The sequence below is a fragment of the Actinoplanes sandaracinus genome, from assembly GCF_030009775.1.
GTDB classification, from domain to species: domain Bacteria; phylum Actinomycetota; class Actinomycetes; order Mycobacteriales; family Micromonosporaceae; genus Actinoplanes; species Actinoplanes sandaracinus.
The window spans coordinates 123,629-146,985 of record NZ_JASCTH010000017.1 but is presented as its reverse complement, the minus strand read 5'-3'; the positions used below and the strand labels follow the sequence as shown (position 1 = coordinate 146,985).

General features: G+C 70.0%; 21 protein-coding genes. 10 read left to right on the top strand and 11 right to left on the bottom strand.

Annotated features, from left to right (window positions below; all coding sequences use genetic code 11):
- Positions 1-65: 65 nt before the first annotated feature.
- On the bottom strand, positions 66-1,067 hold the full coding sequence (locus QLQ12_RS25510) for a sigma-70 family RNA polymerase sigma factor (protein WP_282762976.1): 1,002 nt from the start codon (positions 1,065-1,067) through the stop codon (positions 66-68).
- 526 nt (positions 1,068-1,593) lie between these two features.
- Here QLQ12_RS25510 and QLQ12_RS25505 point away from each other — a divergent pair.
- Complete coding sequence (locus QLQ12_RS25505) at positions 1,594-2,283, top strand: SDR family NAD(P)-dependent oxidoreductase (protein WP_407651564.1); 690 nt, start codon at positions 1,594-1,596, stop codon at positions 2,281-2,283.
- Here the strand turns inward: QLQ12_RS25505 and QLQ12_RS25500 are convergent.
- A complete protein-coding gene (locus QLQ12_RS25500) occupies positions 2,274-2,930 on the bottom strand; it encodes a dTMP kinase (protein ID WP_282762975.1) in 657 nt (218 codons plus the stop codon). The genes QLQ12_RS25505 and QLQ12_RS25500 overlap by 10 nt on opposite strands.
- Positions 2,931-3,070: 140 nt before the next feature.
- Between QLQ12_RS25500 and QLQ12_RS25495 the strand changes: the two genes are divergently transcribed.
- The 7 genes from QLQ12_RS25495 (at position 3,071) to QLQ12_RS25465 (ending at position 8,373) form a co-directional block, all read left to right on the top strand.
- The gene (locus QLQ12_RS25495) at positions 3,071-3,658 is read left to right on the top strand and encodes a nucleotidyltransferase domain-containing protein (protein WP_282762974.1); all 588 of its coding nucleotides are present in this window, start codon (positions 3,071-3,073) and stop codon (positions 3,656-3,658) included.
- A gap of 1 nt (position 3,659) precedes the next feature.
- A complete protein-coding gene (locus QLQ12_RS25490; protein ID WP_282762973.1) occupies positions 3,660-3,908 on the top strand; it encodes a hypothetical protein in 249 nt (82 codons plus the stop codon).
- Positions 3,905-4,648, top strand: a complete 744-nt coding sequence (locus tag QLQ12_RS25485; protein WP_282762972.1) for a metallophosphoesterase family protein — start codon at positions 3,905-3,907, stop codon at positions 4,646-4,648. The genes QLQ12_RS25490 and QLQ12_RS25485 overlap by 4 nt, the downstream gene beginning before the upstream one ends.
- A gap of 41 nt (positions 4,649-4,689) precedes the next feature.
- On the top strand, positions 4,690-4,833 hold the full coding sequence (locus tag QLQ12_RS25480; protein WP_170167261.1) for a GPGG-motif small membrane protein: 144 nt from the start codon (positions 4,690-4,692) through the stop codon (positions 4,831-4,833).
- A gap of 186 nt (positions 4,834-5,019) precedes the next feature.
- A complete protein-coding gene (locus tag QLQ12_RS25475; RefSeq protein ID WP_282762971.1) occupies positions 5,020-5,976 on the top strand; it encodes an MHYT domain-containing protein in 957 nt (318 codons plus the stop codon).
- Positions 5,977-6,017: 41 nt separating this feature from the next.
- On the top strand, positions 6,018-6,737 hold the full coding sequence (locus tag QLQ12_RS25470) for an HD domain-containing protein (RefSeq protein WP_282762970.1): 720 nt from the start codon (positions 6,018-6,020) through the stop codon (positions 6,735-6,737).
- 28 nt (positions 6,738-6,765) lie between these two features.
- Positions 6,766-8,373, top strand: a complete 1,608-nt coding sequence (locus tag QLQ12_RS25465; protein WP_282762969.1) for a glycoside hydrolase family 13 protein — start codon at positions 6,766-6,768, stop codon at positions 8,371-8,373.
- On the opposite strand, the gene QLQ12_RS25460 is transcribed toward QLQ12_RS25465, so the two are convergent.
- The 4 genes from QLQ12_RS25460 to xylA form a co-directional block, all read right to left on the bottom strand.
- The gene (locus tag QLQ12_RS25460) at positions 8,281-9,786 is read right to left on the bottom strand and encodes an MFS transporter (protein ID WP_282762968.1); all 1,506 of its coding nucleotides are present in this window, start codon (positions 9,784-9,786) and stop codon (positions 8,281-8,283) included. The genes QLQ12_RS25465 and QLQ12_RS25460 overlap by 93 nt on opposite strands.
- A 166-nt stretch (positions 9,787-9,952) precedes the next feature.
- Entirely contained in the window at positions 9,953-12,409 is a 2,457-nt protein-coding gene (locus QLQ12_RS25455; RefSeq protein WP_282762967.1) for a pectinesterase family protein, read from the bottom strand.
- 182 nt (positions 12,410-12,591) lie between these two features.
- Positions 12,592-13,992: a xylulokinase gene (gene xylB / locus QLQ12_RS25450; protein WP_282762966.1), complete on the bottom strand. Its 1,401-nt coding sequence runs from the start codon at positions 13,990-13,992 to the stop codon at positions 12,592-12,594.
- Positions 13,993-13,994: 2 nt separating this feature from the next.
- Entirely contained in the window at positions 13,995-15,182 is a 1,188-nt protein-coding gene (gene xylA, locus QLQ12_RS25445; RefSeq protein ID WP_282762965.1) for a xylose isomerase, read from the bottom strand.
- An 88-nt stretch (positions 15,183-15,270) separates the two neighbouring features.
- Here xylA and QLQ12_RS25440 point away from each other — a divergent pair, with 88 nt between their 5' ends.
- A complete protein-coding gene (locus QLQ12_RS25440) occupies positions 15,271-16,446 on the top strand; it encodes an ROK family transcriptional regulator (protein WP_407651571.1) in 1,176 nt (391 codons plus the stop codon).
- A 157-nt stretch (positions 16,447-16,603) separates the two neighbouring features.
- On the opposite strand, the gene QLQ12_RS25435 is transcribed toward QLQ12_RS25440, so the two are convergent.
- The 3 genes from QLQ12_RS25435 to QLQ12_RS25425 form a co-directional block, all read right to left on the bottom strand.
- On the bottom strand, positions 16,604-18,241 hold the full coding sequence (locus QLQ12_RS25435; protein WP_282762963.1) for a substrate-binding domain-containing protein: 1,638 nt from the start codon (positions 18,239-18,241) through the stop codon (positions 16,604-16,606).
- A 323-nt stretch (positions 18,242-18,564) separates the two neighbouring features.
- A complete protein-coding gene (locus QLQ12_RS25430) occupies positions 18,565-19,623 on the bottom strand; it encodes a lactonase family protein (protein ID WP_282762962.1) in 1,059 nt (352 codons plus the stop codon).
- Between the two features lie 112 nt (positions 19,624-19,735).
- The gene (locus tag QLQ12_RS25425) at positions 19,736-20,563 is read right to left on the bottom strand and encodes a hypothetical protein (protein ID WP_282762961.1); all 828 of its coding nucleotides are present in this window, start codon (positions 20,561-20,563) and stop codon (positions 19,736-19,738) included.
- 130 nt (positions 20,564-20,693) lie between these two features.
- Here QLQ12_RS25425 and QLQ12_RS25420 point away from each other — a divergent pair, with 130 nt between their 5' ends.
- Positions 20,694-22,376 carry a BTAD domain-containing putative transcriptional regulator gene (locus QLQ12_RS25420; protein WP_282762960.1) on the top strand — a complete coding sequence of 561 codons (1,683 nt, stop codon included), beginning with the start codon at positions 20,694-20,696 and terminating at the stop codon, positions 22,374-22,376.
- Between the two features lie 31 nt (positions 22,377-22,407).
- On the opposite strand, the gene QLQ12_RS25415 is transcribed toward QLQ12_RS25420, so the two are convergent.
- Together QLQ12_RS25415 and QLQ12_RS25410 are read right to left on the bottom strand one after the other, a co-directional pair.
- Positions 22,408-23,007, bottom strand: coding sequence for a GTP-binding protein (locus QLQ12_RS25415; RefSeq protein ID WP_282762959.1), 600 nt, complete (start codon positions 23,005-23,007; stop codon positions 22,408-22,410).
- Positions 22,988-23,299, bottom strand: a complete 312-nt coding sequence (locus tag QLQ12_RS25410; RefSeq protein ID WP_282763068.1) for a DUF742 domain-containing protein — start codon at positions 23,297-23,299, stop codon at positions 22,988-22,990. Before QLQ12_RS25410 ends, QLQ12_RS25415 begins: the two co-directional genes overlap by 20 nt.
- Between the last annotated feature and the right edge of the window lie 58 nt (positions 23,300-23,357).

The window sequence follows — 23,357 nt, the reverse complement described above, 5'->3', positions numbered from 1 at the left end:
AAAGACACGGAAAAGGCCGGCGCCCCCTCGCGAGGGTGCCGGCCTTGATCGTTTCAGTGGGCCTGTCAGGCGGCCTGCAGGCCCTCGGCCCGAGCCAGCTCGCGCAGCCGACCGAGGGCCTGGATCTCCAGCTGACGGATCCGCTCGCGGCTCAGTGAGAAACGGGAGGCCACCTCGGTCAGCGAGTGCTCGCGGCCGTCCTCCAGGCCGTACCGCGCCCGCATGATGCCGGCCGACCGGTCGTCCAGGTGGTTGAGCAGGCCCTCGATGCGCTGACGCTCCAGCGCGTTGAGGACGATCTCCTCAGGGCTCGGGGCGTCGCTGTCGGCCACCAGGTCACCGAGGTTGGTGTCGCCGTCGTCGCCGACCGGGGTGTCCAGCGAGACGGTGTCCTGCGCCCAGCGGGTGAGCTCGTTGACCCGCTCGACGGTCACGCCCAGCGCGGCCGCGATCTGGTCGGGCTCCGGGTCGGCGCCCAGCTCGCGCACCAGCTGCCGGGTGACGTTGCGCATCCGGTTGACGTCCTCGACGAGGTGCACGGGGAGCCGAACGGTGCGCTCCTGCTGAGCGATGGCGCGGCTGATCGCCTGACGCACCCACCAGGTGGCGTAGGTGGAGAATTTGTAACCGCGCTCGTAGTCGAATTTCTCGACGGCGCGGACCAGGCCGGTGTTGCCCTCCTGGATCAGGTCCAGCATCGGCATGCCCGACCGCACGTAGCGGCGTGCGATGGAGACGACCAGGCGGAGGTTGGCTCGGATGAACAGGTCTTTCGCGCGCTGGCCCTCGGCGACGAGGCGCTCCAGCTCCTCCCGGCTGACACCGCGCCGGACCTCGCCCGTTTCGAGCAGGTGCTCGGCGTAGAGGCCGCCCTCGATCGCCTTGGAGAGCTCGACCTCCCGCGCGGCGTCCAACAACGGCGTCCGGGAGATCTCGTGCAGGTAGACTCCGACGAGGTCGCGCTCTTCGGCAACCTGATCGGTACGCATCACGGTGTTCTTCTCCACGTTGCCCACGGTCCCCTCATTGCCGTCACTAACCCTGTTACGGGCATTACCTGCGTCCATCAGCCCTCTCCCGTAACGTCCGCAGCTCGTGCATTGCGGTTGCTGACATCTACACAACAAATTGCTGGCCGCACTGATTCCGGCTGGTGGATCGAAAGTGTCACGAATGCCTGGGTGGTACCTGTGAGCCCAGTGCGCGGAAGCTGAATCCGGCATCGTCGCGATCGTCGTGCAGACGATCGGATACCCTCTACTCGCTTCATGACACCATCGGCCTCTCATCGTCACAGCGACGGGCATCACCCCGGGCCCCGCGATACTCGTCACCCTGGAGTACGGGCTTTGTGCTCCTGGGGTTCATGTGCAGCATCGGCCGGGCAACGACGAGCCTGAAACAAACGCCCCGCGAAACATCCCGGGTCCGCCGGGCCGAACAGGACCATCGGTCACAATGCGCCTCACCACGCCACTTCTCCGATCGCCCGCACGGGTGACGCCGGATCCGCCCGGAACATTCCCAGGTGGCGCCCATGTCCGAGGGTGAGTGAGGAAAAGCACACTCACGAGGGTGTGACAGGCTAGTCGCATGATTTCCACGCGTACGGCTCTGGTGACCGGCGGTACCGGCGGACTCGGCGCCGCCACGATCAGCGCGTTCCTGGCCGCCGGCTGGCGGGTGGTGGCCCCGGTGCGGCCGGGAACGGCCGGCCGGCTCCCCGAGGGAGCGATCGCGGTGGACGCCGATCTGACGGTTCGGGCCGACGTCCAGGCCGCGGCCGACGTGGCGGCCGGCGACCCGGAGGCCCCGCTGCGGGCGGTCGTCAACCTGGTCGGTGGGTACGCCGGAAGCGGCCTGGTCGCCGACACCCCGGTCGAGGACTTCGAGGCGATGCTGACGGTCAACCTGCGGCCCACGTACCTCATCACCGCGGCGACCCTGCCGCACCTGGTCACGGCCGGTGGCGGCTCGGTGGTCTGCGTCTCGTCGCGCGCCGCGGTCTCCCCGTTCCCCGGCGCGGCCGGTTACGTGACCGCCAAGGCCGCCGTGCTGGCCTTCGCCGGAGCGGTCGCCGTCGAGTACCGCAAGCAGCGGGTGCGCTGCAACACCGTACTGCCCAGCGTGATCGACACCCCGGCGAACCGGGCCGCCATGCCGGACGCCGACCCCAGCGGCTGGGTGAGCCCGGCCGAGATCGCCGACGTGGTGCTCTTCCTCGCCTCGGACGCCTCGGGCCCGACCACCGGCGCTCAGATTCCTGTTTACGGTCAGGCCTGATCCAGCCCGATCTCGGCCTTGAGCGCCTTGGTGACCTGCTCGAGAGTGCCGTTGGCGTCGATCACGACGAAAGTCGGGTACTCCGGCAGGGAGCGGTAGGCGTCGGCCGCGGCCCGCAGGTAGTCCATCGTCTCGGTGTCGTAACCGCGCCGCTCGATCCGCTCCTGGGCGACCTCCGGGTCGACCGAGAGGAGGAACGTCACGTCCGGCCGGGGGAAGAGCCGGTAGGCCAGGCGGGCGCTCCACTCCGCCCAGGGCCGGGCGCCGTGGGCGCGGAGGCTGGCGAACTGGCAGACCGCGTACCGGTCCATCACCGCGACCTCCCGGCGGACGGCCCGGCGCAGCAGGGTCCGGGCGATGGCGAGCCAGCGGAGCACCGACTCGAGCGCGAGCGTGCCACGGCGGCCGAACAGGTCCTCGGCGTCACTGCGGCCGACGAGGACCGCGAGCCGGCCGAACCAGTGCCGCCCGCCGGCGTTCTGGCGATAGGCCGCGGGGTGCCCCGCGGCGAGCATCTCGGCAGCGAGGAGACGTGCCTGCGTGGTCTTGCCGGAGCCGTCGATGCCGACCAGCGCGATGGTGCGCGGCACACGACGGGGACCTCGGGCGGCGGTGGGAGACGGTCCGGACTGCGCGACGAGGGCCATACCAACTGACGGTAGCCCGGTCCTGCACGTTCTGTTTCGCACCGCGAGCGTGGTTCGGTCCTCCAGAATGATCGCGAGGGTTCAAGGTGCCGCGACTCCGGGTAGTCGTTCACCCACCGGAACGGGACAGGAGGGTCGTCATGCCGCACCGTGTGGATGAGGGACTGGCCATCACCTTGAAGCGCGTCGCCTCGACGCTGAAGAGCGCGGACATTCCCTTCGCGCTGGGTGGGAGCTTCGCGGTGTACGCCCGCGGCGGCTACTCCAGCGATCACGACGTGGACTTCCTGATCCGCGAGCAGGACAAGGACCGGGCCCTGCAGGAATTGGCCGCGGTCGGATTCGAGACCGAACAGCCCCCTGAGGACTGGCTGGTCAAGGTCTACGACGAGGGCCGTATGGCGGACCTGATCTACCGGCCGGTGGAGTCCCCGGTGGACGAGGAGACGCTGCGTGACACCGAGCAGATCTCCGTCGAGGCGATCTACATGCCGGTGCTCTCCGCGACCCGGCTCATGGTGCACAAGCTGCTCAGCTACAGCCAGCACTACTGCGACTTCGCGACCGGGCTGCCGGTCGCCCGCTCACTGCGGGAGCAGATCGACTGGGACCGGGTCCGCCGGGAGACCACCAGTTCGCCGTACGCCGAGGCGTTCCTGGTGTTGCTGGACCGGCTGGACGTCGTGTCGTTCCCCGGCGGCGAGCGGGAACTCAAGGTTGGGGGATGAGATGACGAAGCAGATCGATCTCGAAGCTGAGATCCAGCGCCTGCTCACCGAGCACGACAGCGTCGCTGAGCAGGGCATCACCGTGCACCGCCGGGAGAACCAGGTGGTGCTGAGCGGGGAGGTGGAGAGTGGCCAGCGGCGTGACGAGATCTGCCGGCAGGTCACCTCGCACTTCCCCGAGATCGAGATCACCTGTGACATCGGCATCACCCGGGCGCAGGCGCCGAGCGAGGTGGAGGAGATTTCATGATCCGGATCGCCGCCGTGGGCGACGTCCACGTGGACAAGGACGTGGTGGGCCGTTACCGGCCCGCCCTGGAACAACTGCCCGACCGGGCCGACGCGCTGCTGATCGCCGGCGACCTGACCCGGCACGGGACGCCCGAGGAGGCGAAGTGCTTCGCGACGGAGTTCGGCGGGCTGGCCGTACCGGTGGTGGTGGTCCTCGGCAACCATGACCATCAGACCGACCAGCAGCAGCGGGTCACCGAGGTGCTCACCGACGCCGGGATCACCGTGCTGGAGTGCTCCACGACGGTTTTGGAGATTCGCGGGCACCGGCTCGGCATCGCCGGCGCCAAGGGTTTCGGCGGCGGGTTCGCCGGGGCCTGCGCGAGCAACTTCGGTGAGCGCGAGATGAAGAACTTCGTCGGCACCACCGAGGACATCGCGGCCCGGCTGGGCGAGGCGCTGCGCTCGGTGACGTGTGACGCGCTGGTGGCCCTCACCCACTACGCGCCGGTGCCGGAGACCCTGGTCGGCGAGCCGCTGGAGATCTACCCGTTCCTCGGCTGCTACCAGCTCGGGAACGCGATCGACTCGGCGCCGACCGCGCTGGCCCTGCACGGGCACGCGCACCACGGGTCGGAGCGTGGCCGTACGCCCGGTGGGGTGCCGGTGCGCAACGTCGCCCACCCGGTCATCAAGCAGGCGTACAACGTGTACCAGTTGCTCTCCGAATCGGTGGATGCGGAACTCGTGCCCGCCTGAGGCGAGGTTTCCGAATTCGAGGGTCCGGGTATTTACAGGACATGGACCTACTGCTTTGGATTCTCGCCGTAATCCTCGTGGTCGCCGGTGTACTCGCCCTGTTCCGGCGGCAGATCCTCTGGGGTGTTGTGCTGATCATCGTCGGCCTGCTGGTCGGTCCCGGCGGCGTCAGCATCTTCACCTGATCCCCCTAGTCAGCCCATTCAGCCGAGCCTGAACCGGGGTTGCCGCGGCCTGGTCCGTTCCGGACATAGCCGCGGTGACCCCGGTCCTCTTTCGGGGCACTGACGCACACAAGGTGCGTTGGACAGGCGCTGATATCTGACTCAATCCCCGCGAACGATCGCCGATTCTTTCGCGGAGCGAGCCCAGTGGCTGACGTCCATCACTTCACCTACGGCGCCTACAACCCGATCGCCGCCTACCTGCTCGCCTTCCTCGGTTCGTTCCTCGGTCTGCTCTGCACCGCCCGGGCCCGCGACGCGCACAACCGCAGCCGGCGCAACCGGTGGCTGGCGATCGCCGCGTTCGCCATCGGGGGCGGCGGCATCTGGCTGATGCACTTCTCCGCGATGCTGGGCTTCGACGTGCCGGCCAGCCCGGTCCGGTACGACATCATCCACACCCTGCTGAGCCTGGTATTCGCGGTGATGACCGTGGGAATCGGCCTGATGCTGGTCGGGCACGGCAACCGCAGTGTCGGCAGGACCATGGGGGCCGGCCTGCTCACCGGCACCGGCGTGATCGCGATGCACTACACCGGCATGGAGGGCATCCGCCTCTCCGCCACCATCCACTACTCCCCCGTCCTGGTGGTCGCCTCGGCCCTGATCGCCATCGCGGCATGCACGGTGGCGCTCTGGTTCGCCATCTCGGTCCGCGGCTGGGCCAAGGTCACCGGCGCCGCCGCGGTGATGGCCTTCGCGGTCTGCGGCATGCACTACACCGGGATGGCCGCCATGTCGATCGAGCTGCATCCGGAGGCCACCAGCAGGGGCGGCATCCGGCCGCTCACCATGCTGGTCCCGATCATCCTGATCACCACGGCCACCATCGTCGGCGTGGCGCTGAGCGCCCTGCAGGCGATGACCGAGGAGGAGTTCACCGACGGGGCCGGCACCCCCAAACGCGGCGTGCACGCCGAGACTCCGCCGCCCTGGTCGCTGAAGCAGGCGTCGATGGGCGCCATCCGGCTCACCCCGGCCGCCCGCGCGGTCGCCAGCAGTCGTGCCGCCGCCGGCAGCCGTCCCTCTCCCGGGCCACGGTCGTCGCCCCGGCCGTCCCCCTCGCCCGCGCCGGTCGTGCCACCCGCCACGTCGGGGAGCTGACCGGAACCCATCAGAGCCGTGATCCGGTATACCTTCTCGACATGGCGCCAAGGATGCTGCTCTCGATGCCACTGCACGCCATCACCGAGGTGTACGGGGAGGCCGGCCTGCGTGACCGGTTCGCCCTCGAACTGGAGTCGTTCCCCGCCGGCGAGCGCAAGCAGCTGACCGAGGCCCTCACTCTCGCCTCCGATCTGCACGCCGCGGACCGCCGGGTCCGTGAGCCCTACCTGAACCACCTGCTCCGGGTCACCTTGCGGATCATCCGCTACTACGGGGTGCGCGACATCGACGTGCTGGTGGCGGCGCTGCTGCACGACGCCGTCGAGGACCACCCGGCCGAACTGGGCGGGATGGAGCCGGACGCCTCGCACACCGAGCTGACCGAGGCGGCGCTCGCCGAGCTGGCCCGCCGGTTCAACCCGCGGGTCGCCGAACTGGTCCGCTCGGTCACCAACCCGGAGTACGACCCGGACCGCGACAAGCACGAGCAGTACCGCATCCACGTCGCGGAGAAGCTGGAGCACGACCCGTGGGCCCGGGTCATCAAGATCTCCGACTTCACCGACAACGGGGTGGGGGTCATCCACACCACGCCGGACAAGGCGTACCGATCGGCGCAGAAGTACCGTCCGCTCGTTCCCAAGCTGCGGGAGCTGGTCGGGCGCCCGGACACCCCGCTCTCCACCCAGGCGAAGGAGCACATCCTGGACCAGCTCGACCTGGCCGAGGAACGATTCGCGGCCATCCTCGACGACTGAGCACGAGCCCCGACCTATCGTGGGGGCCATGCCTACTGACACCTGGTGGCGCGACGCGGTCATCTACCAGATCTATCCACGGTCCTTCGCCGACTCCGACGGCGACGGCATGGGCGACCTGCCCGGCATCACCGCGCGCCTGCCCCAGCTGCGGCGGCTCGGTGTCGACGCCGTCTGGCTGTCCCCGTTCTATCCCAGCCCGCAACACGACGCCGGTTACGACGTGGCCGACTACCGCGGCGTCGACCAGCGGTTCGGCTCCCTCGGCGACGCCGACAAGCTGATCACCACGGCACACGACCTGGGCCTCAAGGTCATCGTGGATCTGGTGCCGAACCACACGTCCAGCGAACACGAGTGGTTCCGGGCCGCGCTGGCGGCCGGGCCGGGCAGCCCGGAGCGGGAGCGCTACATCTTCCGCGACGGCGAGGAACCGCCCAACTCGTGGCAGAGCGTCTTCGGCGGGTCCGCCTGGGAACGGCTGCCGGACGGCCAGTGGTACCTGCACCTGTTCGACGTCTCCCAGCCCGACCTGAACTGGGATCACCCGGAGGTCCGGGCCGAGTTCCTCGACGTGCTGCGGTTCTGGCTGGACCGGGGAGTGGACGGATTCCGGGTGGACGTGGCGCACGGCCTGATCAAGGACGCCGCCCTGACCGACTGGACCGCGCCGTCGGTGATCCTGGGCGGCCTGGACTCGGTCGGCCCGCCGCCGCCGATGTGGGACCAGGAGGGCGTGCACGACATCTACCGGCAGTGGCGGACCGTCCTCGACGGCTACCCCGGCGGCCGGATCCTCGTCGCCGAGGCCTGGGTACAGCCCGAGGAGCGGCTCGCCCGGTACGTCCGCCCGGACGAGATGCACCAGGCGTTCAACTTCCCCTACCTGGAGGCGCCCTGGACGCCGGCCGACCTGCGTGAGGTGATCGACACCTCGCTGGCCGCCACCGGCGCGGTCGGGGCGACCACCACCTGGGTGCTTTCCAACCACGATGTCGTGCGGCACGCGTCCCGGCTCGGCTTCCCGGCCGGCACCGGGCGACGTCCCGGCATCGGGATCGGCGACCCGCAGCCGGACACCGGCCTCGGCCTGCGACGGGCCCGGGCGGCCACCCTGCTGATGCTGGCACTGCCCGGTTCGGCATACCTCTACCAGGGCGAGGAATTGGGCCTGCCGGAACACACCACGCTGCCGGACGAGGCCCGGCAGGACCCGGCCTGGGAGCGGTCCGGGCACGCCGAACGGGGCCGGGACGGCTGCCGGGTGCCGATCCCGTGGGAGGCGGACGCCCCGTCCTACGGTTTCGGGCCGACCGACGCCAGCTGGCTGCCGCAGCCGGCGGTCTGGGCCGAGTACGCGCTGGACCGCCAGGTGGACGTGCCGGGCTCGACCTACGAGCTGTACCGGTCGGCGCTGGCCACCCGGCGCGAGCACGAACTGGGTTCGGGTGAGCTGGCCTGGCTGGCCGGCGACGTGGAGGCGCTCGCCTTCCGCAACGGCGACGTGACCGTGGTGACGAACTTCGGCGCCGAGCCGGTGTCCCTACCGCACGGGGCCCGGATCCTGTTGAGCAGCGAGCCCCTGGACGCCGACGGCCGCGTCCCCACCGACGTCACCGTCTGGGCCACCGTCTGAGGCGTCCCGGCCGCGTTCTGAGGCGTCCGGGTGATGTTCTGAGGCGACAGCCAGCAGGGCGGCGTGCGTTCCGGCCATGTCCGCCGCCACCGTTCTGCTGGCCAGCCAGTACATGATCCCGGTCGGGATGAAGAACACCTGGAACGCGGCCAGCCCGACCGCGTAGTTCAGCGGCGGCGGGAACGCCCCGGCGAGCCCGCGGAACGCGACCGCCACCAGCACGTTGCCGCCGGCCCGGCCCACGCCGTTGACCAGGTTGCCGAGGCTGTAGACCGTGCCGCGATGCTGCGGCGGGTTCACATCGGCGATCATGGCGAACCAGTTCGGCGAGTTCGCCGAGGTCAGCATCAGGGCGAACACCGCGACGCCGAGGCAGATCGCGACGGTCGGCTCGGTCACCACGTTGGTGAGGACACCGCGGATCACCGCTCCGGTCCCGGCGCCGTCCGGCACCGTGATCTTCATCGGGATGAAGAACAACACCACATAGAAGGGTACGGCCGAGAGCACGCCGATCGAGGCGACCAGTGCCCGGCCGCGGGGCGTACGCCGTTGCAGCCGATCCCCGGCCAGGCCGCCGAGGATCGACAGGGCCGCGCCGAGCTGGAAGACCGTGGCGAAGACGCTGCCGATCAGCACCGCCGTGTCGGCGGTGTAGCCTTGGTCCACGGCCCGGGCCCGGAACAGCGCCGGCAGCCACACCAGGGAACCGAAGGCGATCTGCGCGGTGCCGCCCTGCAGGATGAGCCAGATGTTGGTGCGCCGTTTCAGGATGACCGGCAGATCCTCGTGCCGGATCCGCTCGTCGTACTCGATCCCGGCGAGTTCCGGCTGGCTGTCGCCGCGCGGCACGTTGAAGGTGAACAGGTATGCCGCGGTGGCGACCAGCCCGGCCGCCGCGGTCACCAGGAACGGCCGCCGCCAGTCGTCGTGGCCCAGGATGCCGCCGGCCAGCGTGCCGGAGAGCGTGCCGACGCCCTGCGACAGCCCCCAGAAGCTCATCACCAGGCCGCGCCGCTTCGGCGAGATCAGGTCGCTGACCACCGCGAAGCTGACCGAGGCGACCCCGCCGAGCCCGAACGCCGCCAGCATCTGCGCGAGGAGGAACTGCACGTAGTCGCCGGCCAGCCCGGACCAGGCGGTGCCGATCACCCAGATCACCGTGCCGCCGACCAGGACCGGCTTGCGATCGGTGCGGTCGCCCAGATAGGCGAATCCGATGGCGGCGACCGCGCTGATCAGGAACATGATCGTGGTGGCCAGCGCGATGTGCGCCTCGCTGACCCCGAGTTCGGTGCCGATGCTGTCGTACAGCGGCGGGACGATGCCGATCGCGATGTTGTCGAGGGCGGCCAGGACGACGAAGACCACCACGCTGTAGACGCGGTGTGCCGTGCCGCCTTTGCCCGTCATCCGGTGAACGTTAGCCCTGACATCCTCCTGCCGAGCGCCACACCCCGACCCTCACCCGATACAGCGCCGGCGGCCGGCTGGGGCTTGACGCCGCGCACGCGGAGCGGATGCGGAAGAGCGGCGCCACCCCACGCGGCGCCGCTCTCCCCCATCGCTCGGGGGATGATCAGTTGCCGATGTTCGCCTGCGGGCCGGCGTACTTGCCGAGCAGCGCGGGGACGTCGGCGGCGGCGTCCAGGGTGTACGGGTAGAAGCTGCTCGGGGTGAACGCCGGGCCGTTCGTCACCTGCTTGCCGGTGGAGTTCATGACGATGCTGCCGCTCTGCTTGAGCTGGCCCTTCGTCAGGTCGTCCACGTTGTACGGGTTGGCGACCTTGTCGAAGTAGCTGTTCTCCAGAACCATCTTCGTGCCGCCGCGCGACAGGTTGCCGTACGACGTGATGTTCTGCAGGTAGTTGTTGTAGAGGTGCGCGTAGGCGACGTTGTCGGTGCTGGGGTTGCGCTGGCTGGTGTTCTTGATCCAGTTGTGGTGGATCGTCATCCGCGCGGTCACGTTGTCGGTCCAGCCGATGCCGAACGCCTTGTTGCCGTCGTCCAGGATGTTCCAGGACACCGTCAGGTACGTGGTGTCCTTACGGCTGTCGATCATGCCGTCGTTCATCCGGGTGATCTTGTTGTGGTCGATCCAGATGTGATCCGCGGTGTCCATCTGGATGGCGTCGTAGTCGTAGGTCTTGTCGCCCGGGTCGTCCTCGGTCATCTCGGTGTCCCGGATGGTCAGGTTCCGGATGATGACGTTCCTGACGCCGGCGCCGAGGAAGAAGCCGCCGCCGACGATCTCGCCGCTGGTGCCGGCGCCGACGATGGTCTTGTTCGACGTGACCTTGAGTTCGGTGCCCTTCGGGGTGATCGTGATGGCGCCGGCCACCTTGATCACGTAAGGCTCGGTCGCGGTGACGTACTTCGTCAGATCCGCCAGCGACGAGACGGTGACCGTGGCGCCGGCCGCGCCGCCGGTGGTGCCGCCGCCGGTGGAGGCGAAGCCGTCCGGGGCCGAGGCCCAGGCACGGCCGGCCGACGCTGCCGGGGCGGTGGTCGACGTCGCCGTGGGGGCTGCCGCCGGAGCCGGCGTGGCCGGGTTCCAGCCGTCCGAACCCGCGAGGAACTTCTGCGGGGTGAAGGCGGCGGCCGTGACCGCGCTCTTCCGCGAGGTGACGCCGGCGGTCGTGGTCGCGCTCATCTGCGGACGGTTGCTGTTGGTGGTGGCGCCGGGGCCCCTGTTCGCGTACTCGAAGAACCGGGCGTTCTTCCAGGAGTTGGACGACATGTCGGTCCACGGCTGGGCGGTCCTGATCGTGGCGCTCAGGTCGCACTCGCGGAACACGACCTGCGCGTTCGGGCCCCACGGGCGGCCCAGCTGGGTGACGTTGTTCGCGACGCCCGTCACGGTGCTCTTGTAGAACAGGAAGCCGTAGGCGTTGCCCGCATCGGTCTTGGCCGCGGTGATCGGGCCGCCGCTGATCCGCTTCTGGTAGATCTTCGTGCCCTCGAAGACCGCGGTGCCGCCGCCGAAGATGAAGTCGACGGTGCCCTCGACATAACCGCCCTTGACGTAGGCGCGACCACTGTTGACCAGCAGGGTGTCCTGGGCGCCGAGGAACCGGACGTTGTCGAAGACGAGCCGGTCGGCGTTGAGGTTCGCGGCGACCGCCTGGGAACCTTCGCCGTAGTCGTTCGAGATCGTCAGGTTGGTGGCGTTGAACTCCTTGCCGTTGGCGAAGAGCGTGGCGCTGCCCGAGGTGCCGTAACCGCCCGCGTTGCTGCGGTTGTTGACGATCACCACGTCGTCGGAGGAGTCACCGCCGCCCTGGAGCGTGATGAACGGCTTGTTCGCCGGGATGGTCACGATCTCCCGGTAGGTGCCGGGCTTGATGGTGATCGTCTTACGGGCGGCGTTGCCGGCGCCGACCGCGTCGATCGCCGCCTGCACCGTCCTGTACGTCCCGGAACCGTCCGACGCCACCGTGAAGGCGCCGGTGGTGGCCGTCGCGGTCGGGGCGGGCGTGGCGCCGCTGCCGGTGACCGGCGTGAACGCCCACTGCTTGTTGCTGTTCGCGGTGCAGGTCTCCTGGATGATCGACGCGCCGCTCGCGGTCGAGGCACCCTGGTCGGAGACGCACAGGCCGCTGTTCACGTTGATGATCTGGAACGTGTCGGCGCCCGACGCCGCGACCCTCCACTGCTGGTTGGTCTGCGAGCCGGCACAACCCCACTGCTGCAACCGCTGACCCGACGACTTCGAGCCGGCCGGCACGTCGAGGCACATACCGCTGTTCACGTTCTGGAGCAGAACATTGCCGCCCGCCGCGACCAGCTTGAACTGCTGCCAGGCCGCACCCGGCGAACAACCCCACTGCTGCAGCAACGCGCCGCTCGCCGTCGACGCGGCCGGCACATCGAGGCACTTGCCACTCTTCTTCACGACCAGTTGATAGGTGCTGCCCGCGGTCGGGGCGGCCGCCGCGTTCGACGGCAACATCGAAACGCCGACGAGCCCGGCCGGTACGACCAGTGCGGCCGCGACACCGAGCAGTGCCCGATTGCGGGACTTTCTCTCTGCCATTGCGGTCCTTCCTACGTACAGGGGATGACGGCCGAGGGGGACGTCGACCGGTGTTCCTGTGCACGTAGATGCCGCGACGGCCACGCGACAACGAAAATCCTCGAACAGAATCCGAGGCGGTGGCCGGCTGTCGGTGCTGTCTCAGCTCGCGGGAGACAGCGCCGGCAGCCGGCCGCGGTGGGTTACCGGGGACGGTCCAGGACCGCGTGCTGGGCGGACGCGTACTGGGCGCGGATCAACGGGACGCTCGTGTCCTCGTACACCGCGGGGGTCTCCGCCGACCAGGCGGGCGGAACGTCCCCGCCCACGGTGATCCACGCTGCCTGGCGGGCCGCGCCGTCGGCGACGTACTCGCCGGGCGGCGGTACCACGACCGGCCTGCCGAAGAGCGCGGGCGCGATGCGGCGGACCGCCTCGCTGCGCGCCCCGCCGCCGACCAGCACGATCCGCCTCGCCTGGGCGCCGGTAGCGATCAGGGCGTCCAGCCCGTCGGCGAGGGCGCAGAGCATGCCCTCGACAGCGGCCCGGGCCAGGTGCGCCGGCGTCGACGTCCGCAGGGTGAGCCCGTGGATCGCACCGGTCGCGTCCGGCCGGTTCGGGGTGCGTTCGCCCTCCAGGTAGGGCACGAGAACCAGGCCGTCCGCGCCCGCTTCCGCGGTGAGCGCCAGCCGGGACAGCTCGTCGTGGTCGACCTTCAGCAGTCTGGCGGCCGCGTCGAGGACCCGGGCCGCGTTGAGCGTGACCACGATCGGCAGGAACCGGCCGGTGGTGTCGGCGAAGCCGGCGACCGTGCCGGTCGGGTCGTTCGGCGCGACCTCCGACGAGGCGAAGACGGTGCCGGACGTGCCGATCGAGACGATCACGTCGCCGGGCAGCGCACCGGTGCCCAGAGCCGCCGCCGCGTTGTCACCGGCGCCCGGCCCCAGCGGCGCGCCGTTGGGCAGGCGACCGGCGATCCCGGTCGGGCCGAGCACCTCCGGCACGATCAGCGAACGCCCGAAGCCGAGTTCCAGCAGGTCGTGCCGGTACTCGTTGGTCTTCGCCGACCAGTAGAGCGTGCCGCTGGCGTCACTGCGGTCGGTGCGCAAGTCGCTCAAGGACGTCGAACCGGACAGCTTCCAGGTCAGCCAGTCGTGCGGCAGGCAGACCGCGGCCACCCGGGCCGCGTTCGACGGCTCGTTGCGGGCCAGCCAGCGCAGCTTCGTCAGAGTGAAGCTGGCGACCGGCACGATGCCGACCGCGTCCGCCCACTTGTCGCCGCCACCCAGCTCGGCGATCAGGTCGGCGGCCGCACCGGCGCTGCGGGTGTCGTTCCACAGCAGAGCCGGGCGGACCACCTCACCGAACTCGTCGAGCGCGACCATGCCGTGCTGCTGCCCGGCGACCGAGGCGGCGGCCACGTCGTCCAGACCGCCGGCCTGGACGATCGCCTGCTGGAGCGCGGACCACCAGGCGTCCGGGTGCACCTCGGTGCCGTCCGGATGCGCCGCCCGGCCTTGCCGGACCAGCTTGCCGGTCTCGGCGTCACGGATCACGACCTTGCAGGACTGGGTGGAGCTGTCGATCCCGGCCACCAGAGCCATGATCAGCGGGCCCCGAGAACGTGCTCGATCGCGAGCTGGTTGAGCTTGACGAAGCCGTAGCCCTGGGCGCCGGCGGCGTCGGCGTCGTAGTCCTCGAACGCGGACCGGTCGGCGAGCAGGTCGGTGTAGGTCTCGCCGGCGTTGAGGGTCGGCGTGCCGAGCTCGGCCACCTTGGCCGCGGCCAGCGCCTCCTGGACCTCCGGGTCGGCGCGGAACGCCTTGGCCCGCTCCTTGAGCAGCAGGTACATCCGGATGTTGGCCTTGGCCGACTCCCAGACGCCGGTGAAGTCCTCGGTGCGCGACGGCTTGTAGTCGAAGTGGCGCGGGCCGTCGTAGGCCGGGGCGCCGTCGACGCCACCGTTCTCCAGCAGATCGACCAGGGAGAACGCGCTGAGCAGGTCGCCGTGGCCGAAGACCAGGTCCTGGTCGTACTTCGGGCCGTGCTGGCCGTTCAGGTCGATGTGGAAGAGCTTGCCGTGCCACAGCGCCTGGGCGATGCCCTGGGTGAAGTTGAGGCCGGCCATCTGCTCGTGGCCCACCTCGGGGTTGATGCCGAACAGCTCGGGACGGTCCAGCTCCTGCGTGAACGCGATGGCGTGACCGGCGGTCGGGAGCAGGATGTCGCCGCGGGGCTCGTTCGGCTTCGGCTCGATGGCGAAACGGAAGCCGTAGCCGCGGTCCTCCGAGTACTGTGCGAGCAGGTTGAGCGCCTCGCGGTAGCGGTCGAGGGCGGCCTGAACGTCCTTGGCCGAGTCGTACTCCGCGCCCTCGCGGCCGCCCCACAGCACCAGGGTCTTCGCGCCCAGCTCGGCGCCGAGGTCCATCTGGCGCAGCACCTTGCGCAGCGCGTAGCGCCGGACCGAGCGGTCGTTGCTGGTGAAGCCGCCGTCCTTGAACACCGGGTGGGTGAACAGGTTGGTGGTGATCATCGGGACGATCAGGCCGGTCTCGTCGAGCGCCTTCTTGAAGCCGGCGACGATGCCGTCGCGGGTCTGCGCGTCGGCGCCGAACGGCACCAGGTCGTCATCGTGGAACGTGATGCCGTAGGCGCCGACCTCGGCGAGCTTGTGCACCGCCTCGACCGGGTCGAGGGCCGGGCGGGTGGCGTCACCGAACGGGTCACGGGCCTGCCAGCCGACGGTCCAGAGACCGAAGGAGAACTTGTCATCGCGTGTGGCCTGGACGGACACGGGTTACCTCCACGAAACAGTGCGTAACGACGGGGATTTGTTTATTGGTTGAATTATTTGACCGCGGTGTGGCACTGTCAAGGGCGTGTTGAGCGCCTCCACGACACCGGTGCGCCAGTCCAGCGTGCGCGCCCATAATCTCGCGCTGGTGCTGCACACTGTGGCAAACAGTGCGAATCCGCCATCTCGGGCAGCAGTCTCAGCGGCCACCGGACTCACCCGCGCGACCGTTTCCGCCCTTGTCGACGACCTCCTGGCCGGTGGGCTGCTGGTCGAGGTCGACCCGCCACCGCGCACCGGCGCCGGCCGTCCCGCGGCCGGGCTCGCACTCACCTCCACCGGGCCGGCCGGCCTCGGCCTGGAGATCAACGTCGACTACCTGGCGGCCTGCGTCGTCGACCTGACCGGCGCCGTCCGCCACCGGCACGTCGAGCACGCCGACCAGCGGCCCGCCGACCCGGCGCAGGCCCTCGCCGCGCTCGGCTCGCTCGCCGCCCGGGCCCGGCACGCCGCCGAGACCGACGGCCTGATCGTCGCGGGAGCCGCGCTCGCCGTCCCCGGCCTGGTCGCCGGCGGGCTGGTCCGGGTGGCGCCCAACCTCGGCTGGCAGGACGTCGACGCCGTCCAGGCGCTGCTCGGCATCCCCGAACTGGCCGACCTGCCCATCACCGTGGACAACGAGGCCAACCTCGCCGCGCTCGGCGAGCTGCGGGTGGCCGGCGGCGACCCGGCAGGGCACCACTCTCCCCCTGGCGCCGGCTCCGGCCACTCGCGCCCCGGGGAGGAGAACTCGTTCCTCTACGTCTCCGGCGAGATCGGCATCGGCGCCGGGCTGGTCCTCGACGGCGAGCTTTACCGCGGAGTGCGCGGCTGGAGCGGGGAGATCGGGCACGTCACGGTCTATCCCGACGGGCGGCCCTGCCGCTGCGGCGCGCGCGGCTGCCTCGAACAGTACGCCGGGCAGGAAGCCCTCGACGCCGGGGAGCCGCTCGCCGCGGCCGCCCTCGGCATCGCGCTGTCCGCGGTGGTCAACCTGCTCGACGTGCCGGTGATCGTGCTTGGCGGGGCCTATGCGCCGATCTTCGCCTCGCTGCGCGACGGCATCGAGGCCGAGCTGCGGGCGCGGGTGCTGACCTCGGCGCTCGCGCCGGTCGTGCTGCGGCCGGCGTCGCTCGGGGCCGACGCGGCGATGCGGGGAGCGGCGGACACGATCATCCGGGGGGTACGGGAGGATCCCGCCACCTGGCTCCGCCGTCTCACCTGACGGCTCCTGTGGGGGCCTCTTGCGTGCGATGGGGGCGCGGGGGGGCGTACGCCGAAGAAGAACGGACGGACCGGTTGCCCGGCAGGGACGCTGAACCGGGAAAGACCGCGGCCGCCGTCCGGTCGGACGGCGGCCGCGGCGTGCCTGGCTCGAGGGGTTACTTCACGCCGGTACGCGAACCGATCGCCTGCGCGAAGATCGTGGTGATCTTGGTCGGGTCATCGGCGATGAAGACGCCGAAGTTCTTCTCGTCCACCGACTGGATGGTCTTGAGCTCCTGCTCGCTGACCTCGTTGCCGATGCCGATGAGGATCACCCGGATCGGCTTGGTGGGGTCGAGCTGCTTCTTGAGCTCGCTGAGGAACACGTCCTGCTTGAGGCCCGCGGCGTAGTCGTTCTTGCCGTCGGTGAAGAGGATGACCGAGTTGATCTTGCCCTTGGTCCAGTCCTTCTTCACGTGGCTGTACGCGGCCAGGAGCGTGTCGTAGAGGCCGGTGCCACCGGTCTCCGTCGGGTTCAGCTTGTCGATCGACGACTGCAGCGCCGGGCGGCCCGTGCTCAGCGCGCTGATCGGCACCAACTGCTTGTAGGGCTTCTCGCCGTCCTCGTTCGTCGAGAACTTCCACACGCCGACCGACCACTTGTCACTGAACAGGCCCAGACCCGTCCGCGCGGCCGCCTGCGTGACCTGAGCCCGGCTCGCGCCGTTCGCGGTCGGCACCTTGATCGCCATCGAGCCCGAGGTGTCGAACACCGTCAGCGCCCGGCCCGGCGTGGTGATGGCGATCCAGCTGCCGACCACCGCACTGAGGGCCGCACCGCTGCCGGCCGCGGCGGCGGTGCCACCGCTCGCCGACTTGCTGGCGGTGGCGGCGACCGCCGGCGAGGCCTGCGGGGCGCCCATCGGAGCCGCGAAGCTCGCGCCGTAGGTACCGTCGGGGGCGCGGAGGCCCGCCGCGGCGAGCGTGTCCTTGGCCGCGGCCGCGGTGAGCTGCTCCAGCAGGCCCTTGGCGGCGGCCGACTTCTGCTGGTCGACCAGCTGCGGCATGATCGTGTACGGGTAGTCGAGCGGCGCCGGGCTCGGCTCCAGGTACATCGCGCTGAGCTGGATGGCCGGACGCTGGGCGTTGTAGGCCACCACGTCCTCCTCGGACACCGGCGCCAGGAGCACCGAGTCGGAGTTGGCCAGGTCGGCCTGCGACTTGGGGAACTTCGCCATCAACTCTTCGCGAAGCTGGAACTTGTTCGTCGACAGGGCGGTCATCGCCCGCGTCTTGGCCTCGGCCCCCTCCGGCGTGTTCGCGCCGACCGCCTGGCTGATCGCCAGCAGGCTGGTGAGCCCGGAGGCGTCCACGGTGGGGTTCATGATGCCGACGGCCAGCGGCTCGTCGGAGGTGAAGTTGCCCATCAGATCGGTCCAGCCGATCTTCTTGCTCGGCCAGCCCAGTTGCTGTGCGACCGGCTCGGGCGCGGCCAGGACCAGCGGGCTCTGCGCGACCGAGGTGACCTCGCTGGGCAGGAAGCCGGCGGCCTCGGTCTGCAGGCGCTGCAGCCAGGTCGTCGAGTCGGGCACCCAGACGTCGGGCGCCTGGACCGCGTCGGGCGCGGGGTCGAGGCCGACGAGCGAGACCGAGTGGTCACGCGAGACGGCGCCGGCGACCGTCGACGCGTTCTGCGCGTCCACGGTCACCGTGACGCAGGTGCCACCGACCTCGGCGCCTCCTTGGCGCCACTGCTCGGCGACCTGCTTGATGGCAGGGGCGATCTCGGGGGTCGCGGCGACAGTCAGGTTCACTGAGCCGGTGCAAGAGGAGTCGGCAACGTGTTGATAGCCCACGTACGTCCCCGCAATTACGACGACTATCGCCATCGCACCTCCGACGACGCCCGCTCCCTTGGAATTGAAGTTTCTACGATGGCGGCCAGACACGCGTCCCATAGTGCGCATGTCCGAAGCTGAATGCCATATACGTTCGGACGAAAATTACTCAGATTGATGTTTTCCGATCTAGCAAACACCGAGAGTGATGACGCCATACCGCTGGGTATCGACTTTCACCTGCGGCGCGCCGGGTTTGCCCGCTTGAATCACCGACACGCCGGACTGTCCGATCTTCCCTATGGTCTGATCATCGGCGAAATCCAGCGGAGCAGGCAGGTCGGGGTCGGCTCACCCGTCGGCTCACCTTGCACGGCCGGGATTCCGGTCTCCGGGTCGATGCGGAAAACGGTCACGTTGTGTGAACGCTGATTGGTTACGTAGAGGTGATCCCCGAGGAGAACCATGTGCCTCGGCCACACCCCGTCAACGGGCACCTCGGCGATCATCGTGACGGTGTCGCCGTCCCAGGAGAAGGCGGAGACGGTGTCCGGTCCCCGGTTCGCCACATAGACGAACCGGCCGTCGCGGCCCATCGTGATCTCCGAGGGATGGACCGGGCCCGCGGATGTGCTGGCGCCCGCCTCACCGCGCAGTTCGAGCGTGGGGCCACCGGCCGGGCGGTACCAGTTGAGCGTCCCGGTCAGCTCGCCGACAAGCAGCAACGCGCCGTCGGCCGAGCGCACCATATGACGGGGGCCGGTGCCCGGCTTCACCTCGACGGCCGCCTCCGGGACACCGAGCCGGCCCGAGATCGGGTCCAGCCGGCAGCGCCACACCCGGTCCGACCCGAGGTCGGAGATCAGAACGTCGGCGCCGTTGCCGTCCGGCACCACCTGGTGAGCGTGCGGTCCGGACTGACGCTCCGGGTCCGGCCCGGAGCCGGCCAGCGTCAGCAGGTCACTGCGCTCCCCGGGGGAGCCTTCGGAATCGAGGGGGTGCACGGACACCGACCCGCTCGAATAGTTCGCCACGACGAGATGCCGGCCGTCGGCGGTCACCGCCAGATGGCACGGATCCGAACCGCCGGTCGGGCGCACCGCCAGCGGGATCAGCGAGCAGTCCGGCGCGACCGAGAAGGCCGAGACGGTGCCCTGGTCCAGCTCGTTCACCGCGTACAGGACCGGGAGGGTGGGGTGCTGCGCCAGGAAGGAGGGTGACGGGGTGCGCGCGGCCAGGCCGAGCCGGGTCAGATCCCCGGTCGCCGGATCACGCCGCAGCAGCGTGATGCCGTCGCCGTCGCCTCCCTTGTCCCCGGTGTAGCAGCCGACGAAGACGTATTCATGGCTTGAACCCATGTCTCGATCCCACCACAGAACGGCGGGAACGCACGGCAGGACACCACCGGCGGCGGCACGGGCCCCCGTAATCACCCGCGCTGACGCCGGTGGTGTCCACCGGTCCGGCGGATCAGCCGTTCAGCATCTCGTAGACGTCCGCCGTGGCCTTGACCACGTCGGTCGGCGCCTTGATCGCGGCGGCGGCGCCGTACTGGTCGTAGGTGACCTCGTAGGTGGCGGCCTTGGTCTTGCCGGCCGCCGGGATCTCGACGACGGCCTTGGCGATGCGGCCCTCGGCGTCCACGGTCAGCTTCAGCGGGACGCTCTTGGCCTTCTCGCCGAGCGCGGTCAGGGTCGCCTTGTCGACGATCTCCGCCTCCTCCGACTTGGTCAGGTCGGTGGTGCCGGCGTAGGTGCCGCTGCCGATCTCCTTGAGGTCGGCGGCGGCCTCCAACAGGGTGCTGACGTAACCGGGATCGGTCTCGCCCTGGTAGGTCAGGTCCTCGGACGAGTCGGAGGCGAGCTTCGACTGGTCCAGGAGCATCCACTTCTTCGGGATCGCGGGCAGGCCGTCACCGGCCTTCGCGCCGTCGAAGGCGATCTTGGCCCACGCCTTGTCGTCGACGATCAGGAACTTCATGTTCAAAGTGATCTTGCTGTCCGGGATCTTCTCCGACACGTCGGTGGTGAGCGCCTTGTTCGGGGCGTCCAGCACGCCGGAGAGCGACTGCAGCCCACCCTTGATCGCGTAGCGGAACGCGGGGGTCTTGGCGGTCGGCACACCCTTCGCCAGAGTGGTCGCCGCGGAGACCGGCTTGGCCGTCTCCTTGGCGGCGGCGCCCGTCTCCTTGGCGGTCTCACCGCCGCCACAGGCGGCCAGGGCGGTACCGGTGAACAGCAGAGCGCCGGCCAAAGCCATGCGCTTGGTGAAAACCTTCATCACTTCGTCTTTCCTCACGGGGGTACGCGATGCGTTGATGAGACGAAAGGCTCCTCACGACGGCTGCCGCCGCGCTGCGGCTATGCTGCTGCCGGCTGCGGTTCCGCTGCCGTCGGAAGGAACGCCCAGGTCAAGCAGGGGGTGCTAGGTGACCGACGAGTCGGCGGCCAGCCCGCTGCGGTTCGAGATCCTAGGCGTCGTCCGCGCCTTCCGGGACAGCCGTCAGCTCGACCTGGGCCCGGCCAAGCAGCGCGCCGTCCTCGCCGTCCTGCTATTGAATCCCGGCCGTCCGGTGCCGACCCATCGCATCGTCGACGCCGTCTGGGGCGACGAACCGCCGGAGAACGGCACCAACGTCGTCCAGAAGTACGTGGCCGGTCTGCGGCGGGTGCTCGACCCGGACCGCTCGCCGCGCACCCCCGGCGAGCTGCTCGCGCTCACCGACGGCGGGTACGTGCTGCACGTCGGCTCCCTCGACGTCGACGACTTCCGGGCCGCCCTGGCCCGCGCCGACACCGAACGCCGGGCCGGCCGCCACGAGGACGCCGCCGGCACCGTGCGGCGCGCCCTCGACCTCTGGCACGGCGAACCACTCGGCGGCCTCACCGGCCCGCTCTTCGACGCCGCCCGCGACGGGCTCGCCGACGAACAGGCCGCGGCCTGGGAGATGTGGGCCGAGATCGGGCTGGCCCGCGGCGGCGAGACCGGCCTGGTGTCCGAGTTGTCCCGCCTGATCCGTGAGTACCCGTTGCGTGAAGGCCTGCGGGCACAGCTGATGATCGCGCTGCACCAGAGCGGGCGGCAGGCGGAGGCGCTGGCCGTGTTCCGCGACGCCCGCGCGTATTTCCTGGAGGAGCTCGGCGCCGAACCGGGCGATCGGCTCCAGGAGACGCACCGGCGGATCCTGCGCAACGAGCCGTTCTACACCGAGCCGGTCGACCCGTGGGCCGGCCGTCAGGAACCCACCCCGCCACCGGCCGATCCGGTGAGCGTGCAGCCGTACTCGCCGCCGCCCTCCTCCCCCGCGCCCTACTCGCCGGCGCCGTACTCACCGGCCACGCACTCGCCGATCCCACACCAGGCCGCTGCGCACCAGCAAGCTCCGTACGCCGCCGCGCCGCCGCACCCGCCGGCATGGTCGGGCGCCGGACCCCTGCCCGGACATCTGTTCGCGCCTCGCCGCCAGGGCGTTCCCTGGGCCGAGGTGGTCCTCGCCGCGATGCTGCCGTTGGTCACCTGCTCGCTCGGCAGCTGGCTCTACTTCGCCTACGCGGCGGTCCAGCGGCGGACCCGGCGCGATGTCATCGTCGCGGCCGGCTACTTCGCCATGTTCGTCACGATGATGTTCCTGATGCTGATCGACCCGAGCAACGTCGAGATCGAACCGCTCAACCCCACCGAGGAAGCCGGCATCATGATCGGGTTCCTCCTCATCCCGGTCGCCGCGGTGCACGGGGCGGTTCTCGCCGCCCACCCCGGCGACAACCACCGCGCCCGGGCCCGGCGGGAACTGGCCCGCCAGTTCGCCGCGATCAACCCCGGCGGAGCCCGGCAGGCCGGGATCGGGCGGCCCGACCTGCTGCGGTCCTTCGACGACGGCGGGCTCGTCGACCTCAACCACGCGCCGGTCCAGGAAGTGGCCCGGCTGCAGGGGATCAGCCCGATCGAGGCACACCGGATCGTCCTCGACCGATACGAGCGGGGCCCGTACAGCAGCCCGGCGGAACTGCCGATGCGCGGCCTGCTGCCGCAGCGGACCGTCCGGCGGCTCAGCCCCTGGCTGATCTGCGTTCCGCCGGAGCAGATGACACTGCAGCCGCCGGCGCTCTAGCGGCCGGCGGCCACGACGATCCGGCGGCGCCTCACCGGCTGGCCGCCGCGGCGAGCTGGCGCCGGGCCACGTACTCCACCAGCTCGATCAGCACGTTGCGGGCGGCCACCTGGTTCCGGGCGTCGAAGAGGACGACCGGCACATCCGGGTCCAGGTCGAGAGCCCGGGCAACCGCCTCCGGCGCGAACTGGTGCTCGGTGTCGAAGCAGTTCACCGCCACCACGAACGGCGTGCCACGCTGCTCGAAGTAGTCGATCGACGGGAAGCAGTCGGCCAGCCTGCGGGTGTCCGCCAGCACCACGGCACCGAGCGCACCCTGGGACAACTCGTCCCAGAGGAACCAGAAACGGTCCTGGCCCGGCGTGCCGAACAGGTAGAGCTGGAGGTCCTCGGTGATCGTGATCCGGCCGAAGTCCATGGTGACCGTCGTGGTCGTCTTGGTTTCGACGCCGGAGACGTCATCGGCCCCCTCCGCGCCGGTGAGGACCTCTTCGGTCTGGAGGGGCCGGATCTCACTCACCGATCCGACCATCGTGGTCTTACCCGCCCCGAACCCACCCGCGATGAGGATCTTGAGAGCGACGGGAATGCGCGACGATCCGCCGTTGCGGTCAGAGCGCACGGAGTCCATTGACAACCGCCTTGAGTACGTCGACGTCATGCGGCTGCGTGGCAGCCGGGGGTTCGTACAGCGAGATGAGACCCGCTGAGCGTAGATCACCGAGGAACACGCGGACCACGCCGACCGACAGGTCGAGCTGGGACGAGAGCTCCACCACCGAGATCGGCTCCCAGGCGGCGGCCACGATGGCGTGGTGCTCCGGCTGCAGATGCGTCCCCGAGGTCAGATCCGGGACGGTCGCCACGACGAAGGCGACCAGGTCGAAGTCGCAGTCCGCCGGGGCGACACGCCCCTGAGTCATCGCATAGGGACGCACCACCGGGCCCGCATCGTTGTCCAGCCAGTCGTGAGTCACACGC

Coding starts and splice junctions, on each gene's coding strand:
- QLQ12_RS25510 (WP_282762976.1), bottom strand. CDS start 1,067: ATGGACGCAGGTAATGCCCGTAACAGGGTTAGTGACGGCAATGAGGGG.
- QLQ12_RS25505 (WP_407651564.1), top strand. CDS start 1,594: ATGATTTCCACGCGTACGGCTCTGGTGACCGGCGGTACCGGCGGACTC.
- QLQ12_RS25500 (WP_282762975.1), bottom strand. CDS start 2,930: ATGGCCCTCGTCGCGCAGTCCGGACCGTCTCCCACCGCCGCCCGAGGT.
- QLQ12_RS25495 (WP_282762974.1), top strand. CDS start 3,071: ATGCCGCACCGTGTGGATGAGGGACTGGCCATCACCTTGAAGCGCGTC.
- QLQ12_RS25490 (WP_282762973.1), top strand. CDS start 3,660: ATGACGAAGCAGATCGATCTCGAAGCTGAGATCCAGCGCCTGCTCACC.
- QLQ12_RS25485 (WP_282762972.1), top strand. CDS start 3,905: ATGATCCGGATCGCCGCCGTGGGCGACGTCCACGTGGACAAGGACGTG.
- QLQ12_RS25480 (WP_170167261.1), top strand. CDS start 4,690: ATGGACCTACTGCTTTGGATTCTCGCCGTAATCCTCGTGGTCGCCGGT.
- QLQ12_RS25470 (WP_282762970.1), top strand. CDS start 6,018: ATGGCGCCAAGGATGCTGCTCTCGATGCCACTGCACGCCATCACCGAG.
- QLQ12_RS25465 (WP_282762969.1), top strand. CDS start 6,766: ATGCCTACTGACACCTGGTGGCGCGACGCGGTCATCTACCAGATCTAT.
- QLQ12_RS25460 (WP_282762968.1), bottom strand. CDS start 9,786: ATGACGGGCAAAGGCGGCACGGCACACCGCGTCTACAGCGTGGTGGTC.
- QLQ12_RS25455 (WP_282762967.1), bottom strand. CDS start 12,409: ATGGCAGAGAGAAAGTCCCGCAATCGGGCACTGCTCGGTGTCGCGGCC.
- xylB (WP_282762966.1), bottom strand. CDS start 13,992: ATGGCTCTGGTGGCCGGGATCGACAGCTCCACCCAGTCCTGCAAGGTC.
- QLQ12_RS25430 (WP_282762962.1), bottom strand. CDS start 19,623: ATGGGTTCAAGCCATGAATACGTCTTCGTCGGCTGCTACACCGGGGAC.
- QLQ12_RS25415 (WP_282762959.1), bottom strand. CDS start 23,007: ATGGACTCCGTGCGCTCTGACCGCAACGGCGGATCGTCGCGCATTCCC.
- QLQ12_RS25410 (WP_282763068.1), bottom strand. CDS start 23,299: ATGACTCAGGGGCGTGTCGCCCCGGCGGACTGCGACTTCGACCTGGTC.